Source organism: Actinomyces gaoshouyii, assembly GCF_002072175.1.
Taxonomy (GTDB): Bacteria; Actinomycetota; Actinomycetes; order Actinomycetales; family Actinomycetaceae; genus Actinomyces; species Actinomyces gaoshouyii.
The window spans coordinates 166,655-182,015 of the sequence record NZ_MVIV01000003.1; the positions used below are offsets into that span (position 1 = coordinate 166,655).

Genomic DNA, 15,361 nt, shown 5'->3' on the forward strand with positions numbered 1-15,361 from the left:
GGACGTGGAACTGACGTGCACTCCTGGTCGCCTGCTGGCACAGGACTGAGGGACCTTGCCCCACGTCCAGGAGGCGAGCAGTAGGATCCAGCCGTGGGATACACGATAGGTGAGATGCGGCGCCTTCCCCATGGAGCCGTTGAGCTCCACGATGCGCGTCGCGGCACCCGCCGCACTGTCACTCTGGAGTCCTTCGCCATCTCCTGCTCCGCGCTTGTTTCAGACGGGGTTGACCGGCCAGTCAGCAGCGTGACCTGGCTGGAAGCCATTCGACTGTGCAACCGATTGTCCGCTGCCCATGGTCTGCAACCCACATACGCCATTAACGATCAACAGGTGCACTGGAGTGTGCGGGCGAACGGGTTCAGGCTGCCGACCGAGGCCGAGTGGGAGTATGCATGCCGCGCGGGAACGACCGGCGCTCATTACGGAGACCTGCGGAAGATCGCGTGGACCTCGCTCGATAACGTCGACGAGCCGCAACCCGTGAGGCAGAAGCAACCCAACGCCTTCGGCATGTACGACATGCTCGGCAATGTGTGGGAGTGGTGCTGGGACTATCTTGACCCCGGCCGCTATGGCGACTACATGGTTTTCCGCGGCGGAAGCTGGGCGGACCCTCCGTGGAGCGTCAGGGCTTCAGCGCGCCGGGGCAGTGCACCCGACGCCGTCGTCGACGGCACGGGGCTGAGGCTCGCGCAAGGCCCTGTCGGCACGAGTGGTGTGGATGAAGCGCAGGGATGGTCAGCGGACCAGGATCGTGCCAGGGCCTCCATCGGCGGTCCGTTACCCGCGGGTTGGACGCCGCTGCGCGCGCTGGCGGCCAGATGATTGACAGGACCAACGGCGGGAGGTGGATCTGACGATGTTCCGCCTGCCGGACATGGCACTCTCAAGGTCAACGAGGATGTCGATGGCCGACTGTTGACCGGCATCGCCCCGCGCGACCGAGTCGAACAGCCGCGGGGTCGGAGGCACCGAAGGGACGGTTCAAGCCCGTGAGGCTCGCTCGGTGACGGCCCGTAGGTAGCGGTCGCGACCGGCGAGGTCCTGGCCGGTGACCGCCTCGGTGAAGCCGGCACCGAGGGCGGCCGCCCGCAGCGCGGCCCCCTGCCCGGCGTCGTGCTCCATGACGAGCACGCCCGCGGGCCGCAGCAGCGCCACGGCCCGGCGCACGAGCGCGGTGGGCAGCGCAAGGCCGTCCCCTCCCCCACCGAAGAGCGCGCGGTGGGGGTCGTGGTCCGCGGTCTCGGCATCCTCGAGCGCGCCGTCGGGCACGTACGGCGGGTTGGAGACGACGACGTCGACCTGCCCGTCGAGCTCGGCGAGCGTGGTGGGGGCGGCGGCGTCAGCCTGGACGAGTCGTACCCGCCCGGGTGCGTGGCGCTCGCAGTTGTCGCGTGCCAGGTCCACGGCGTCGTCGGCCACCTCGACAGCGACGACGCGCGAGCGCGGCACCTCGGCGGCGACGGCGAGCGCGATGGCCCCGCTGCCGGTGCACAGGTCCACGACGAGGGGCGCGGCGACGCCGTCGGCGCTCATGTGCCGAGCCGCCTCGATGGCGGCGCCGGCCACGACCTCGGTCTCGGGGCGGACGATAAACACGCCCGGTCGGCACTCCAGCTCCAGCCCTCGGAACCACATGACGCCCGTGAGGTGCTGGAGCGGCACGCGGGCCGCCCGCTGCTCGATGAGGCTCAGGTAGTGCGCGACCTGCCCGCCGTCGGCCCCCTCGCACATGACCAGTGGGGTCCCCACCACGTGCTCGGCCAGGAGGCGGGCGTCATGCTCCGGCGAGCTCACCCCCGCCTCCTCCAGCCTCCGGCCCGCCTCGCGGACCAAGCGGCGGAACCGGAAGCGGTCCAACGGCTCCTGGGGGGATTCGCCCCGCAGGCGTGAAGGAGCCTGCGACCAGTTGAGGGGGCCCCCCGCCCCCGAGCCGCCCCCCGAGCTGCCTTTCACTCCCGGTCCCCGACGACTGCCAGGCGCTCGGCCTCGTCCATGGCGATCGCCGAGGCGATGACAGGCCCCAGGTCGCCGTCGAGGACGGCGTCGAGGTTGTAGGCCTTGTAGCCGGTACGGTGGTCGGCGATGCGGTTCTCGGGGAAGTTGTAGGTGCGGATGCGCTCGGAGCGGTCCACGGTGCGCACCTGGGAGCGGCGGGCCTCAGCGGCCTCGGCGGCGGCCGCGGCGGCGCGCTCGGCGAGCAGTCGCGAGCGCAAGACCCGCAGCGCCGCCTCCTTGTTCTGCAACTGGGACTTCTCGTTCTGCATGGACACGACGATGCCGGTGGGCAGGTGGGTCAGGCGCACGGCGGAGTCGGTGGTGTTGACGGACTGACCGCCGGGGCCGGAGGAGCGGAAGACGTCGATGCGCAGATCGGCGGGGTCGATCTCGAGCTCACCGGGGTCATCGGACTCGGGCATGACGAGCACGCCGGCAGCGGAGGTATGGATGCGGCCCTGACTCTCAGTGACGGGGACGCGCTGGACGCGGTGGACGCCGCCCTCGTACTTCAGGCGGGCCCATACCCCGTCGGCTGGCTCGACGGCGCCGCGCGCCTTGACAGCCAGGCGCACGTCCTTGTAGCCGCCGAGCTCGGAGTCGGTGGCGTCCATGATGGTGACGCTCCACCCCATGCGCTCGGCGTAGCGGGTGTACATGCGGGCGAGGTCGGCGGCGAAGAGAGCGGATTCCTCCCCGCCCTCACCGGCCTTGACCTCGATGATGACGTCGCGGGCGTCATCGGGGTCGCGGGGAACGAGGACCTGGCGCAGGCGGTCGGCGGCCTCGGCCTCTCCAACCTCCAGCGCGGGCAGCTCATCGGCGATCTCGGTGGCGAAGTCGGGGTCTGCGGCGGCGAGCTCGACGGCATCGTCCAGGTCAGCCCGCGCGCCCGCCCAGGCGCGGTGCGCTGCGACGATCCGCCCGAGCTCGGCGTAGCGCCGCCCGAGGCGCCGCATGACGGCGGGATCGGCCGCGGCCGGCCCGGCCATCTCCGCCTCCAACTGGGCGTACTCGGCGAGCAGCGGCTCGACGGCGCTGAAGTCCTCGCTCATAGTGGTCCTCTCGTGGGGCTCGCGCTGACGGGCCGGCCTGGTGGCGGTTGCTGGAATGCGGCAGCGCCGGCGCCGGGCTCTCGGGGAGCCGGGCGCCGGCGCCGGTCAGGATGCTTACTTCTTGCGCTTGCCGTAGCGGGCCTCGAAGCGGGCGACGCGGCCGCCGGTGTCGAGGATCTTCTGCTTGCCCGTGTAGAACGGGTGGCAGGCGGAGCACACATCGACGCGGATCTCACCGGAGGTGACGGTGGAGCGGGTCTCGAAGGTGTTGCCGCAGGTGCAGGTGACCGTGGTGTCCACGTAATCGGGGTGGATGCCCTGCTTCATAGGAATCTCCTTCAGCGATCAGAGGGTCCCGGGTCCCCCGCGGGCGCGGAGGTGAACCGGAGGCCGTGAGCGATTATGCCGCCGCGAGCCCCGGCGGCACAACGCGGCGGCCAGTGACGCCGGGCACCCGGAGCCGACGGTTCTGCAACGCTCCTCTCGGGCGGTTGACCATGCTCGTCCATGGCCGGGTCCCCGGTGCGCCGGGCGGGCGATCCGGCAGCTGATCGCGTTCAGGGCGGCGCTCATCCGCATCCGCGTCGCCCGCCGCCTTTGACGCCGCTTCGTGGTGAGCGCGCGGTAGACGGCCAAGCGATCCTCGGGAAGGCCCCATCGCCCCCTAACCACATCTCCACTATCACCACAACGCCATTGGGACTTTTCCTTGGAACCGCTCGACAGAGTCTCGCTTCTCGACCTCCCTCCGCACCCCTTGATGAATCCGCAGGTCGGTCGTATAATATAAGGTGTGAGCAGAGGCGCTTCATCTCGGGAGGGATTATGTCTTGCCGGCCGCTCGCAACAGCAATGGGAGTGAGCGTCGCAACGGTAGGTAGCTTTATCGAGGGGAGCTGGGCCGCTGCGGCTTCCAGTTATTACGACCATGGAAATCGCATCAAGATTCACTATTGGCTGTACCCGACTGAAGTCGAATACGGGAGGAACGGATGCTACTGAGGTGGTTCCTGCGATCTCGATTCCCGTTCACGCTGGGCGTTTGCATCGCGTTCCTCATGAACCTGAGTGAGCTGGCCAAGCTCGGGACCGCGGGGGTCGTCAACATCATCATCAGAGTGGCGGGCGTCATCGTGATCCTCGGTGGCGAGATCGCCCTACGGCGCCACCTCGCCGCCGAGGGGGTGAGGCTCCCACCCTCCTTCGCGCTACGGGATGATCCCCGGACACCGGCACCCCCCTCGCAGCGCGTTGAGAAGCGGTGAGGCAAGGCCCACGGGACGGTTCGTATCCGAGCTCCCTCCGCGATGCCCGAGCGCGGCGCCCGCATGGCGCGTGCGCGGATGGGCCGGCAGCCTCCATGTCGAGGCTGCCGGCCCATCCGCGCACGCCATCGCCGGGGGGACTCGTCAGTGCGTCACTCGTCGTCGGCGTCCGCCAGGGAGGTGCCCGACGGCGTCGTCTTGGAGATGACCATGAGGAACTCGGCGTTGGACTGGGTGTCCTTGAGCTTGGAGAGCACGAGCTCGAGGGCCTGCTGCTGCTCCAGGCCCGCGAAGAGGCGGCGCAGGCGCCACATGATCTTCAGCTGGGCCGGGTCGATGAGCAGCTCCTCGCGGCGCGTGCCCGAGGCGGCCACATCCACGGCCGGGAAGATGCGCTTATCGGCGAGCTGGCGGGAGAGCTTGAGCTCCATGTTTCCGGTGCCCTTGAACTCCTCGAAGATGACCTCGTCCATCTTCGAGCCGGTCTCCACCAGGGCAGTGGCCAGGATCGTCAGGCTCCCGCCGTTCTCAACATTGCGCGCGGCGCCGAAGAAGCGCTTGGGCGGGTAGAGCGCCGCGGCGTCCACACCACCGGACAGGATGCGCCCGGAGACGGGGGCGGCGAGGTTGTAGGCGCGGCCCAGGCGGGTGATGGAGTCCAGGAGCACGACGACGTCCTGCCCGAGCTCCACAAGGCGCTTGGCGCGCTCGATGGCCAGCTCGGCGACGATCGTGTGATCCGAGGCGGGGCGGTCGAAGGTGGAGGCGATGACCTCGCCCTTGACCGTGCGCTGCATGTCGGTGACCTCCTCGGGGCGCTCATCGACGAGCACGACCATGAGGTGGGCCTCCGGGTTGTTCACCGCGATGGCGTTGGCGATCTGCTGGAGGACGATCGTCTTACCGGCCTTGGGCGGGGAGACAATGAGCCCGCGCTGGCCCTTCCCGATCGGGGAGACGAGATCGATCACGCGCGGTGTGACGGCCTTCGGCGTGGTCTCCAGGCGCAGTTGCTCCTGCGGGTAGAGGGGGGTCAGCTTGGCGAACTCCGGGCGGCGCTTGGATCGCTCGGAGTCCATGCCGTTGATCGTCTCCACGGAGACCAGGGGGTTGTACTTGACGCGACCCGCACGGTTCTGCCGCCGATTCTGGCGCCCGCCGTGACCACCCGCGAACTGAGCCGACTCGCCGCCCTCGCGGACCCAGCCCGAGACGGCGTCGCCCGGGCGCAGGCCGTGCTCCTTGACCTGGGCGGCTGAGACGTAGACATCCTTCGGGCCGGGCAGGTAGCCGGAGGTGCGCAGGTAGGCGTGGTTGGGGTCGGAGGCGTCGAGGATGCCGGCCACGGGGAGCAGGACCTCGTCCTCGCGGGGGGCGCGCTGCCTGCCCTGCTGCTGGTTGCGGTTGTCCCCCTCGTCGTCGTAGCGGTCGCGGCCGCGCTTGCGGCCCCGACGACGGCGCCCGGGGCGGCCCTCGTCCTCCCCATCGCGGCCCTCGCGCTCAGGGCGATCGTCGCGGCGGCCGCGCTCAGCGGGCTCGACGGCAGCAGTGCCGGTGACGTCGGCCAGGTCCCGCATGAGGGCGGCCTTGGCGTCGAGGTGGTCCTCGGGGGAATCGGGGGCGTCGGCGGGGCGGTAGTCGCGCTCGGCGCGGCGGCGGCGGCGCACGCCCTCCTCGGACCGGTCAGAACGGTCGGTGCGCTCGCGACGAGGACGGAACCCACTGTCGGAGCCCTGAGCGGGGGCATCCTCACCGTGCTCCGATCGGGCGGGGAGGTCGAGCTCGAGGGATGCGGGGACATCGCTCGGGGCACCGGCGGCGGCTGTGGCGCGACGACGGCGCGGGCGGGAGGCGCCCTGCGCGGGGGCCTCAGTGGGCGCGGGAGTCTGGGCGGGGGCACCGGCGGGCTCGGGAGCAGGGGCCGCACCGTCCTTGGCGCCGGGCGCGGTCGATCCTCGCGACGTTGAGGGATCGCCGTCGCGGATCGCAGCGATGAGCTCGCTCTTGCGCATACGGGAGGTGCCCTTGAGGCCCATGGAGGAGGCGAGCCGCTGCAGCTCGGCCAAGCGCATGGCAGTCAGGGCGGGGGCGCTGGAAGTTTCAGTCACGAGTGTCCTCATGGTGTGGCGCGCGCGATGACTGCGCGCGGATGGGGAAAAACCCGGATTCATTCACGGGAGAGGTGCTGCACTGCGCGGCGCCAGGGTGCTCCCTCGGTCCGGTGGTTCAGTGCTCGCGGCGGGCTGGCTGCGTCGCCACGGGGAGGCGCTACTGCTCGGCCGCTGCATGCAGCATAGCAGGGATCCACGACCTTCCCCAGTGCGACCGCCGACACACGGCGGGCCGGGACCGACTGCCCCGCACCGCCCCGGTACCCCATGGGGATGGGGAGGCGCGGCCTCCACGAGGCGCTCGGCGACTTCGCGGGGGTCGGCGCCTTCGACGGGCCCGCGTGGACGGCGACGATCTCGCCGACGGCGAGGATGCCGAAGCGCATCCGGTGCCGGAGCGCGGGCGGTCTCGTCGCTGTTTTCGACCGGTCTCGATCGGGGGGGAGGAGGGTCCCGAGCGCGGTCAGCGACGGGGCCGGTCACAGGAGACGGGCGCCCTGGGTGTCGATGCCGGGGACCAGGACCCGCCAGCCGTGCTGCTCCAGGGTGAAGCGGGTCTGATCGGCCAGGCGCGCCAGGACCAGCACAGTGGGGCCGGCCCCCGAGATGACCGCCGGGTAGCCCTGCTCGCGCAGGGAGTCCATGACGGCCATGGAGCCGGGCAGGACGTCACGGCGGTACTCCTGGTGGAGGCGGTCCTCGGTGCCGGCCATGAGCAGGTCGGGGCGACCGGCGAGGGCCAGCATGAGGACCGCGGCCCGGGAGGTGTTGAACAGGGCGTCGGCGCGGGGCACCGAGTTCGGCAGGACCCTGCGGGCCTCCTCGGTGGACAGGCGCGTGGCCGGGGGCGGCACGAGGATCGTCACCGGCAGGGAGCCGTCCACGGGCATGGGGGCGGAGCGGGGGTTCCCGTCGGCCTCGATCCAGGCCACCGTGGCGCCGCCGTAGACGGCGGGGGCGACGTTGTCCGGATGCCCCTCGAAGCTCGTGGCCAGGGAGAAGACGGAGTCAAGCGGCAGGGCCCGGGGGTCCGAGAGCAGGCCTCGGGCGAGCATGAGGCCGGCGACGGCGGCGCTCGCCGAGGAGCCGAGCCCCCCGCCGTGGGGGATGCGGTTGATGCAGCGCATCTCGAAGCCCGCCTGGGGGGCGCCTGCGGCCTCGAGCCCGGCGCGCAGGGCCCGCACGACGAGGTTGTCGTCATCCGTGGGAACGACGCCCTCGCCCACACCCTCGACGCGCACGCTCGTGACGCCGATGATGGGGCGGACGCTGACCTCGTCGTAGAAGCGGAAGGCCATGCCGAAGGAGTCGAAGCCCGGCCCCATGTTGGCGGTGGTGGCGGGGACTCGGACCCGCGCCTCCTCGTGGGCGATGCGCATCGTCACTCCCCCTCGACGCGCAGGACGGAGACGACCTCGCGGACCTGCTCCATGCCGCGCAGGGCCTCAACCGCCCGGTCGAGGTGAAGGACGGCGGCCGGGTGGGTGACAATCGTGACGAGCGGGTCGACGCCGTCGGAGACATAAGAGGCCTGGCGCACGGAGTTGATGGAGATGCCGTGGTCGGCCATGGCCCGCATGATCGCGGCGAGCGCGCCGGGGGCGTCGACGGCGCGCAGCTGGACCTGGTAGCGGGTCAGCGCCGACTCGGGGCCGAGGATCGGCAGGTCGGCGTAGGCGAGCTCGCGGGGCGCCTGCCCCCCGCCGATGCGGTGGAAGGCGGCGGCGACGACGTCGGAGAGCACGGCGGAGGCGGTGGGCGCCCCGCCCGCGCCCTGACCGTAGAACATGAGGCGGCCGGCGGACTCGGCCTCGACGAGCACGGCGTTGAAGGCGCCGTGGACGCCGGCCAGGGGGTGGTCGGCCGGGACGAGGGCGGGGTGGACGCGCACGGAGACGCCGTTGGCGTGATCGTCCTCGCGGCGCTGGGCGACGGCCAGGAGCTTGAGGACGCAACCCGAGGCGCGGGCCTCGCGGATGTCGTCGGCGGTGATGGAGCGGATGCCGGTGACGTCGACGTCATCGATGCCCACCCGCGTGTGGAAGGCGAGCGAGGCGATGATGGCGCATTTGGCGGCGGCGTCGAGGCCGTCGACGTCGGCGGTGGGGTCCGCCTCGGCGTACCCGAGGGCCTGGGCGGCCGCGAGGGCCTCCTCGAAGCCGAGGCCCTTGGTACTCATCTCATCGAGGATGTAGTTGGTGGTGCCGTTGACGATGCCGAGCACGGAGGTGACGCGGTCCCCGGCCATGGACTCGCGCAGGGCGTAGACCACGGGGATGGCGCCGGCGACGGCGGCCTCGTAGTAGAAGTCGGTGCCGGCGGCCGCGGCGGCGGCGTAGAGCTCGGGTCCGTGGGCGGCGATGAGGGCCTTGTTTCCGGTGACGACGGAGGCGCCGGCCCTGAAGGCGGCCAGGATGAGCGTGCGGGCCGGTTCGATGCCGCCGATGAGCTCGACGACGAGGTCGTTGCCGGTGGCCACGGCGGTGGCGTCGTCGGTGAGGAGCTCACGGGGCACGGCCGGGTCGCGGAGGGCGTCGAGGTCGCGCACGGCGATGCCGGTGACCTCCAGGCGGGCGCCGCTGCGGGCGGCGAACTCCTCCGCCTGCTCGCCCAGCAGGCGCACGACCTGCGTGCCGACGGTTCCGGAGCCGAGGACGCCGACCTTGAGGACGGGGTGCGCGGCCCGGGAAGCGGGGGCTGCGGGCGGAGCCTGCTGGGTCATGGGACCACCTTGTTCTCGTGCGGCGGGCGGGGCAGGGTCAGCATAGACGGGGCCGCCCAGGTGCCGCGCGGCCGTCCCGGCGCATGGCGGGCCCTGTGGGGGACAGCCCTTGCCCATGCGCCCCTGCCGTTGCTGCGGCAGGGGCGGTGGAGGGGCTACTCCCCCTCGAGGGCGATGAGGTCCTCCACCGTCTCCGGGCGCAGGATCCATCCCTGGCGTCCGTCACGCACCCAGGCGACACCGGGGCGGGTGAACAGGTTGTAGTTCATGGCCATCGAGCGCCCGTAGGCGCCGGTGGCGGGCACAGCCAGCACGTCACCGATGGCGAGGTCGGCGGGAAGGTCGACGTCGCGCACGACGATGTCCCCGCTCTCGCAGTGCTTGCCGACCAGGCGGGAGCGCACGAGGCCGACGGCGGGGTCGGGGCGGCGGCCCGCCAGCAGCGCGGTGTAGTCGGCGCCGTAGAGGGCCGGGCGCAGGTTATCGCTCATGCCGCCGTCGACGCTCACGTAGAGGCGGCTCGCGCCCTGCCCCAACTCGACGCGCTTGAGGCCGGTCACCGTGTAGAGGGTCACCTGGGCGGGGCCGGCGATGGAACGGCCGGGCTCCACCGAGACATGCGGGATGGCGTCGCCGAGCTCGTCGCACAGGCGGCGCACCACGGCGGCCAGGGCGCGGGCGAGCGCCGCCGGCGAGGGCGCGGGGGCGTCGGCGCCGGTGTAGGCGATGCCGAGCCCGCCGCCCAGGTCGATCTCCTCGCACAGCACGCCGGTGTCGGCCGCGACCTCGTGGCGCAGGCGCAGGACCGCCTCGGCGGCGGCCTCGAAGCCCGCGGGATCGGTGATCTGTGAGCCGATGTGGGAGTGCAGGCCGCGCAGCTCGAGCTCGGGCGCGGCGATGATCGCGTCGATGGCGGCGCGGGCGGCGCCGGTGTGGACCGACAGGCCGAACTTCTGGTCCTCATGGGCCGTGGAGATGAACTCATGCCCGCCGGCGTGGATGCCGGTGGTCAGGCGCACCATGAGCCCGGCGCGCTCATCGGGGCCGTAGATCCCCTCAGCGCGCAGGCGGCGCACGGCCTCGGCGGCGTAGGCGATCTCCTCGGGGGAGTCGACGACGAGGTGCCCGAGGCGCTGCTGGACGGCCATGGCGACCTCGGCGGCGGTCTTGCCATTGCCGTGCAGCCCCAGGCGCGAGGGCGGGAAGGACTCGGAACCGTCCCCCTCCCCGGTGAGGGCGGCCAGGCCGATGGCGAGCTCGACGCGCGAGGCGGTGTCGATGCCGAGGCCGTCGGAGAGCATCCACCGGGCCACGCGAGTGGTGAGGAAGGCCTTGCCGGCATAGAAGGCATCGCCACCATTCATGCCGTAGTCCGGCCAGAACTCCTCGGCCATGACGGAGGCCCACACGCTCGCGCGCCCGCGCATATCGGCCTCGTCGAGAACGTAGACGGGAGTGGGGGCGTCAGCGACGATCTCGGACACAGAGCGCCCGCCGACCACCAGCTGGCCATCGTCGCCGCGGCGGGCGGTGGTGGGCCACAGATCGGGGCGCTCGGCGGGCTCGGGGGCGACGAGGGCGCCCAGGGGCGGCTCACCGGCGGGCACAAGGCTCCGGCCGGGGGCGGGCCGCCCGGTGGGGGTTGGGGTCCGGCCGGACGCAGCGGGCACCACGGCCTCCTGGGAGCCGGGGGCGGGGGCGTTCACATCCGCTCCGGTGCGCTGACGCCCAGGAGGGCGAGGCCGTTGGCGAGCACCTGGCTGACGGCGTCGTTGAGCCACAGCCGGGCGACGTGGCCGGGGGTGATGGCGTCATCCCCCCGCGGGGTGACGCGGGTGGCGCCGTACCAGGTGTGGTAGGCGGCCGCGAGGGACTCCAGGTAGCGGGCCACGCGGTGCTGCTCGCGCAGCTCGGCCGCCTGGGCGACCACCGCCGGGTACTGGGCGAGCGCGCCCAGGAGCGCGGCGTCGGCGGGATCGTCGAGGGCGGCGGGATCGAAGCCGGCCTCCCGCGCGACCCCGTGCTCGGCGGCGTTGCGAGCCACATTGCGAGTGCGGGCGTGGGCGTACTGGACGTAGTAGACCGGGTTGTCATTGGAGGAGGAGGCCAGCAGGTCCAGGTCGATGTCGATCATCGAGTCCATGGACGAGCGGGTCAGGGCGTAGCGGGCGGCATCCACGCCGACGGCGTCGACGAGGTCCTCCAGGGTGACGATCGTGCCGGCGCGCTTGGACATGCGCACCGGCTGCCCTTTGCTCACGAGGTTGACGAGCTGGCCGATGAGGATCTGCATGTTGACCTGGGGCGTGTCCCCGAAGGCCGCGCACATGGCCATCATGCGGCCGATGTAGCCGTGATGGTCGGCGCCGAGCAGGTAGATGGCGCAGTCGGCGCCGCGCTCGCGCTTGTCCAGGTAGTAGGCCAGGTCCGCGGCGAAGTAGGCGGCGTCGCCGTCGGACTTGATCAGGACGCGGTCCTTGTCGTCGCCGAAGTCGGTGGTGCGCAGCCAGACGGCGCCGTCGTGGTCGTCGATGACGCCGCGCTCGCGCAGGCGCTCGATGGCGCGGCCCACGGCGCCGGAGGCGTGCAGGGAGTCCTCATGGAAGAAGACGTCGAAGTCCGAGCGGAAGGCGTGGAGCTCGGCCTTGATGGAGTCGAACATGAAGGCGACGCCGCGGGAGCGGAAGACCTCGGCGGCCTCGGCGTCGGGCAGGCCGGCGGGCGCGGGGCGGCCGGCGGCGGTCTCGGAGCGGGTGACCCGCTCGGCGATCTCGGCGATGTAGGCGCCGCCGTAGCCGTCCTCGGGGGTTTCCTGGCCGCGGGCCGAGGCCAGCAGGGAGCGGGAGAAGCGGTCGATCTGGGTCCCGTGATCGTTGAAGTAGTACTCGCGGGTGACTGAGGCACCGCAGGCGGCGAGGATGCGGGCCAGGGAGTCGCCGACGGCGGCCCAGCGGGCGCCGCCGAGGTGCACCGGGCCGGTCGGGTTGGCGGAGACGTACTCGAGGTTGATGTGCTGGCCGGCCAGCGTCTCATTGCGGCCGTAGGCCTCGCCCGCGGTAACGATCGTGCGGGCGAGCTCGCCGGCACTGGCGGCGTCGAGGCGGATGTTGAGGAAGCCGGGGCCGGCGACCTCGGCGGAGGCGACGCCGTCGAGGGCCTCGATGCGGGGGGCGAGGAGCTCGGCGAGGGCGCGGGGGCCGGTCCCGGCCCGCTTGGCCAGCTGCATGGCGACATTGGTGGCCCAGTCCCCGTGGTCGCGGTTGCGCGGGCGCTCGACCTTGGGGAACCCGATGTCCTCCGGCGCGAGGGCCAGGGATCCGTCGTCGACGGCGGAGGCGAGGACTGTGCGGATTGCTGCGGCGAGCTCTTCTGGGGTCACGGCCGCAAGAGTACCGGACCCGAGTCCGGGCGCCCCCGGGAGAACCGGGACCTGAGCGGGGACGCGCCCGAGCGCGCCGATCCGAGTAGACTTTCGGAGAACCGAAACCCCTTCTGGCGCACGATGGACATCCGCACTCCCCCCGACCCGACCAACCGCACCGCCCTGCCCGCTGCGGCCGCGCGCGTCGCGGTGGGCCATAACGCCGTCGACGCGATCGCGGCGCGCCACCGGCTCCTGGCCCTGCTGGGCCCTGCCTTCGTCGCGGCGGTCGCCTACGTGGACCCCGGCAACGTGGCCGCCAATATCACCGCGGGAGCGCGCTACGGCTACCTCCTGGTGTGGGTGCTCCTGGCGGCCAACGCCGCCGCCATCCTCATCCAGTACCAGTCGGCCAAGCTCGGCATCGTCACCGGGCGCTCGCTGCCCGAGCTCCTGGGCGCCCGGCTCCCGCGCCCCGCCCGCCTGGCCTACTGGGCGCAGGCCGAGCTCGTGGCCGCCGCCACGGACCTCGCGGAGATCATCGGCGGGGCCATCGCCCTCCACCTGCTCACCGGGATGCCCCTCCTCGTCGGCGGCGTGTGCATCGGCGCGGTCTCCATGGCGCTGCTCGCCCTCCAGGACAGGCGCGGACAGCGAACCTTCGAGGGCGTCGTCGTGGGGCTCCTGGCGCTGGTGACCATCGGCTTCATGGGGGGACTGGTAGTGGCGCCGCCAGACTGGGGCGCCACGGCCACGGGGATCGTTCCGCGCCTGGAGGGAAGCGGGAGCCTGCTGGTGGCGGCCTCCATGCTGGGGGCCACCGTCATGCCCCACGCGATCTACCTGCACTCCTCATTGGTGCGCGACCACAACCGCGCGCTGACCGGCGCGGACGATGGCCCCAACCGCGGCCCCCGCACGCACCGCCTCATCCACGCCACACGCATCGACGTTGTATGGGCGCTGGCCGTGGCGGGGACGGTCAACATCGCCCTGCTGCTCCTGGCCGCCTCGGCACTGGCGGGCGAGCGGGGGACCGACACCATCGAGGGGGCGCACGCCGCCATCGCCGCCAACCTGGGGCCCGTGGTCGGCGCGGTCTTCGCCGTCGGCCTGCTGGCCTCGGGCCTGGCCTCGACGTCGGTGGGCGCTTACGCGGGCAGCGAGATCATGGCGGGGCTGCTGCGGCTGCGGGTCCCGCTGCTCGCCCGGCGCGCCATCACCCTGGCGCCCTCGCTGCTCATCATCGGCGCGGGGGCCGAGCCCACCTGGGCGCTCGTGCTCAGCCAGGTGCTGCTGTCCTTCGGCATCCCACTGGCGATCGTGCCCCTCATGCGACTGACCGGCTCGGAGGAGGTCATGGGCCCCTGGCGCGATGGCGCAGCGCTGCGCTGGTCCTCCCGCGCCATCGCCGGGCTCATCATCGCGCTCAACGGGGCCCTTATCGTCCTGACGTTCATATGAGCCGACACCGGTCGGCGGGCCAGGAGAGCCACGAGCCGCCCGTCGGTTTCTCCCCGAGGCCGGGCGCTGGTACAGTCGCGCAGCGGGCCCCGGTAGCTCAGTGGATAGAGCGTCTGCCTCCGGAGCAGAAGGTCGCAGGTTCGAATCCTGTCCGGGGCACCACCGAGCCCCCGCCCGGCGCACTGCCGGCGCCGAAAGCCGCATCGTCCAGACCCTCATGCGCCGCCATCACGGCCCTCCACTCAGCCCCGCCCGGTCTGGTGCGAGCGCGCCGCGCCCCCACCAGACCGGGCACAGCACCACTCGCGCGACTAGCATCACCACCATCACTAGTCGCGTTAGCAGAGGCCACGGGGCCAACGACGACGCCCCCGAATAACCCACCACCCCAAGTTCTGTAGCACAATACCGGTATGCCCATCCACTACACCGAGTAGCGCCGACAAGCACCGCATCGCGCACCAGGACATCGAGTACGCGCCCGGCCACACCGAATGGGAGGAACGATGACCCGTACCACCACCAATGACGAGCTCGACGCCCTGCGCCCTATCGGCCAGCCGCTCGGCGGAGGCGACATCGCCGACGAGGACGAACTCCGAGCGATCATGGGCGGGCGCCCCAACCTCGGCTCCCCGCGCGCCACCGGCGCCGGCGCCTCCGCCCGACGCCAGGTCCGCCTGCCCGAGCACCTCAACACCGCCCTCGACGACTACGCCGCCGCCCACTCCACCACCCCCAGCGCCGTCATCCGCGACGCCGTCGAGGCCTACCTCGCCAGCGCCTGACTCGCCTCACCGCCTCGCCAACCGGCTCCGCAGCCCTCACTCGGCCTGCCGGCTGAGTGCCCGGTGGAGGGTGGAGCGGTGCACGCCCAGATTGCGGGCCGCAACCGCCTTGGGCACGCCCGCGGCCACGCGCGCCCTGGCCCGCTCGATATCCGCCTCGCTCAGGGCACGGGCGCGCCCGGTGTAGATGGCAGCGTCGCCCAGGCCTCCCAGCGCCTGGGCATCGCCCCCCAGGGCGTGCGCCACCGCATCAGCACCGGCTCCCTGCCCGCCCTGCGCGTCGGACGCTCCTGGAGCATCCCGGCCACCGCACTGTCCACCGCGCGCAGACACCACCGACCCCCGCGCCACAATCCCGAGCGACAGAGACCGGCCACCATGAATGGTGGACAGCCCCTCTCTTCGCGCGTGGCTCCGCCAGCCTCCTGCCCCGGTCGCCGACGTGCTCACACGCCCCACGACAACGACGACAGGCCCCGGCGTCGGGACCGTCACATCGGGACCGTCACAGAGGAGGCAGACATGGACAACGACATCGCTGAGCACGCCGATTGAGTCGCGCTGGAGTACCGCGATCTGTCATTGGATCGC

13 protein-coding genes and 1 tRNA gene are annotated in these 15,361 nt (G+C 72.1%); 5 read left to right on the top strand and 9 right to left on the bottom strand.

Annotation, left to right across the window (positions count from 1 at the left end; translation table 11 throughout):
• The first annotated feature begins 93 nt into the window (after window positions 1–93).
• The gene (locus B1H50_RS04030) at window positions 94–831 is read left to right on the top strand and encodes a formylglycine-generating enzyme family protein (protein WP_229657946.1); all 738 of its coding nucleotides are present in this window, start codon (window positions 94–96) and stop codon (window positions 829–831) included.
• A 159-nt stretch (window positions 832–990) separates the two neighbouring features.
• Here the strand turns inward: B1H50_RS04030 and prmC are convergent, their stop codons facing one another.
• The 3 genes from prmC to rpmE form a co-directional block, all read right to left on the bottom strand.
• Window positions 991–1,866, bottom strand: a complete 876-nt coding sequence (gene prmC, locus B1H50_RS04035) for a peptide chain release factor N(5)-glutamine methyltransferase (RefSeq protein WP_080462498.1) — start codon at window positions 1,864–1,866, stop codon at window positions 991–993.
• 92 nt (window positions 1,867–1,958) lie between these two features.
• On the bottom strand, window positions 1,959–3,059 hold the full coding sequence (gene prfA, locus B1H50_RS04040) for a peptide chain release factor 1 (RefSeq protein WP_080462499.1): 1,101 nt from the start codon (window positions 3,057–3,059) through the stop codon (window positions 1,959–1,961).
• Between the two features lie 114 nt (window positions 3,060–3,173).
• The gene (gene rpmE, locus B1H50_RS04045; protein ID WP_080462500.1) at window positions 3,174–3,386 is read right to left on the bottom strand and encodes a 50S ribosomal protein L31; all 213 of its coding nucleotides are present in this window, start codon (window positions 3,384–3,386) and stop codon (window positions 3,174–3,176) included.
• Window positions 3,387–4,117: 731 nt separating this feature from the next.
• On the opposite strand from rpmE, the gene B1H50_RS04050 reads away from it, so the two are divergent.
• Complete coding sequence (locus tag B1H50_RS04050; protein WP_125898868.1) at window positions 4,118–4,324, top strand: hypothetical protein; 207 nt, start codon at window positions 4,118–4,120, stop codon at window positions 4,322–4,324.
• Window positions 4,325–4,476: 152 nt separating this feature from the next.
• Here the strand turns inward: B1H50_RS04050 and rho are convergent, their stop codons facing one another.
• From rho to argS, 5 genes are all read right to left on the bottom strand, one after another.
• Window positions 4,477–6,432 carry a transcription termination factor Rho gene (gene rho / locus B1H50_RS04055; protein WP_080462502.1) on the bottom strand — a complete coding sequence of 652 codons (1,956 nt, stop codon included), beginning with the start codon at window positions 6,430–6,432 and terminating at the stop codon, window positions 4,477–4,479.
• 482 nt (window positions 6,433–6,914) lie between these two features.
• Window positions 6,915–7,814: a homoserine kinase gene (gene thrB, locus B1H50_RS04060; protein ID WP_080462503.1), complete on the bottom strand. Its 900-nt coding sequence runs from the start codon at window positions 7,812–7,814 to the stop codon at window positions 6,915–6,917.
• Between the two features lie 2 nt (window positions 7,815–7,816).
• Window positions 7,817–9,157 (bottom strand): homoserine dehydrogenase, encoded by a 1,341-nt coding sequence (locus B1H50_RS04065; RefSeq protein WP_080462505.1) that lies wholly within the window; start codon window positions 9,155–9,157, stop codon window positions 7,817–7,819.
• A gap of 155 nt (window positions 9,158–9,312) precedes the next feature.
• The gene (lysA, locus tag B1H50_RS04070; RefSeq protein ID WP_080462601.1) at window positions 9,313–10,764 is read right to left on the bottom strand and encodes a diaminopimelate decarboxylase; all 1,452 of its coding nucleotides are present in this window, start codon (window positions 10,762–10,764) and stop codon (window positions 9,313–9,315) included.
• Between the two features lie 95 nt (window positions 10,765–10,859).
• Complete coding sequence (gene argS, locus B1H50_RS04075; RefSeq protein ID WP_080462506.1) at window positions 10,860–12,536, bottom strand: arginine--tRNA ligase; 1,677 nt, start codon at window positions 12,534–12,536, stop codon at window positions 10,860–10,862.
• A gap of 123 nt (window positions 12,537–12,659) precedes the next feature.
• On the opposite strand from argS, the gene B1H50_RS04080 reads away from it, so the two are divergent.
• The 3 genes from B1H50_RS04080 to B1H50_RS04090 all read left to right on the top strand — a co-directional run bounded on the left by B1H50_RS04080 (window position 12,660) and on the right by B1H50_RS04090 (window position 14,770).
• A complete protein-coding gene (locus B1H50_RS04080; RefSeq protein WP_080462507.1) occupies window positions 12,660–13,982 on the top strand; it encodes an Nramp family divalent metal transporter in 1,323 nt (440 codons plus the stop codon).
• Window positions 13,983–14,068: 86 nt separating this feature from the next.
• Window positions 14,069–14,144 (top strand) — tRNA-Arg (locus tag B1H50_RS04085).
• Between the two features lie 344 nt (window positions 14,145–14,488).
• Window positions 14,489–14,770 carry a ribbon-helix-helix domain-containing protein gene (locus B1H50_RS04090; RefSeq protein WP_188640730.1) on the top strand — a complete coding sequence of 94 codons (282 nt, stop codon included), beginning with the start codon at window positions 14,489–14,491 and terminating at the stop codon, window positions 14,768–14,770.
• A 36-nt stretch (window positions 14,771–14,806) separates the two neighbouring features.
• Here B1H50_RS04090 and B1H50_RS04095 read toward each other — a convergent pair whose 3' ends face one another.
• A complete protein-coding gene (locus B1H50_RS04095) occupies window positions 14,807–15,016 on the bottom strand; it encodes a helix-turn-helix domain-containing protein (RefSeq protein ID WP_080462508.1) in 210 nt (69 codons plus the stop codon).
• Between the last annotated feature and the right edge of the window lie 345 nt (window positions 15,017–15,361).

Excerpts from the sequence above, each read along its gene's own strand:
- prfA (WP_080462499.1), bottom strand. The coding sequence starts at position 3,059 with ATGAGCGAGGACTTCAGCGCCGTCGAGCCGCTGCTCGCCGAGTACGCC.
- rpmE (WP_080462500.1), bottom strand. The coding sequence starts at position 3,386 with ATGAAGCAGGGCATCCACCCCGATTACGTGGACACCACGGTCACCTGC.
- B1H50_RS04050 (WP_125898868.1), top strand. The coding sequence starts at position 4,118 with ATGAACCTGAGTGAGCTGGCCAAGCTCGGGACCGCGGGGGTCGTCAAC.
- thrB (WP_080462503.1), bottom strand. The coding sequence starts at position 7,814 with ATGCGCATCGCCCACGAGGAGGCGCGGGTCCGAGTCCCCGCCACCACC.
- B1H50_RS04065 (WP_080462505.1), bottom strand. The coding sequence starts at position 9,157 with ATGACCCAGCAGGCTCCGCCCGCAGCCCCCGCTTCCCGGGCCGCGCAC.
- B1H50_RS04080 (WP_080462507.1), top strand. The coding sequence starts at position 12,660 with ATGGACATCCGCACTCCCCCCGACCCGACCAACCGCACCGCCCTGCCC.
- B1H50_RS04090 (WP_188640730.1), top strand. The coding sequence starts at position 14,489 with ATGACCCGTACCACCACCAATGACGAGCTCGACGCCCTGCGCCCTATC.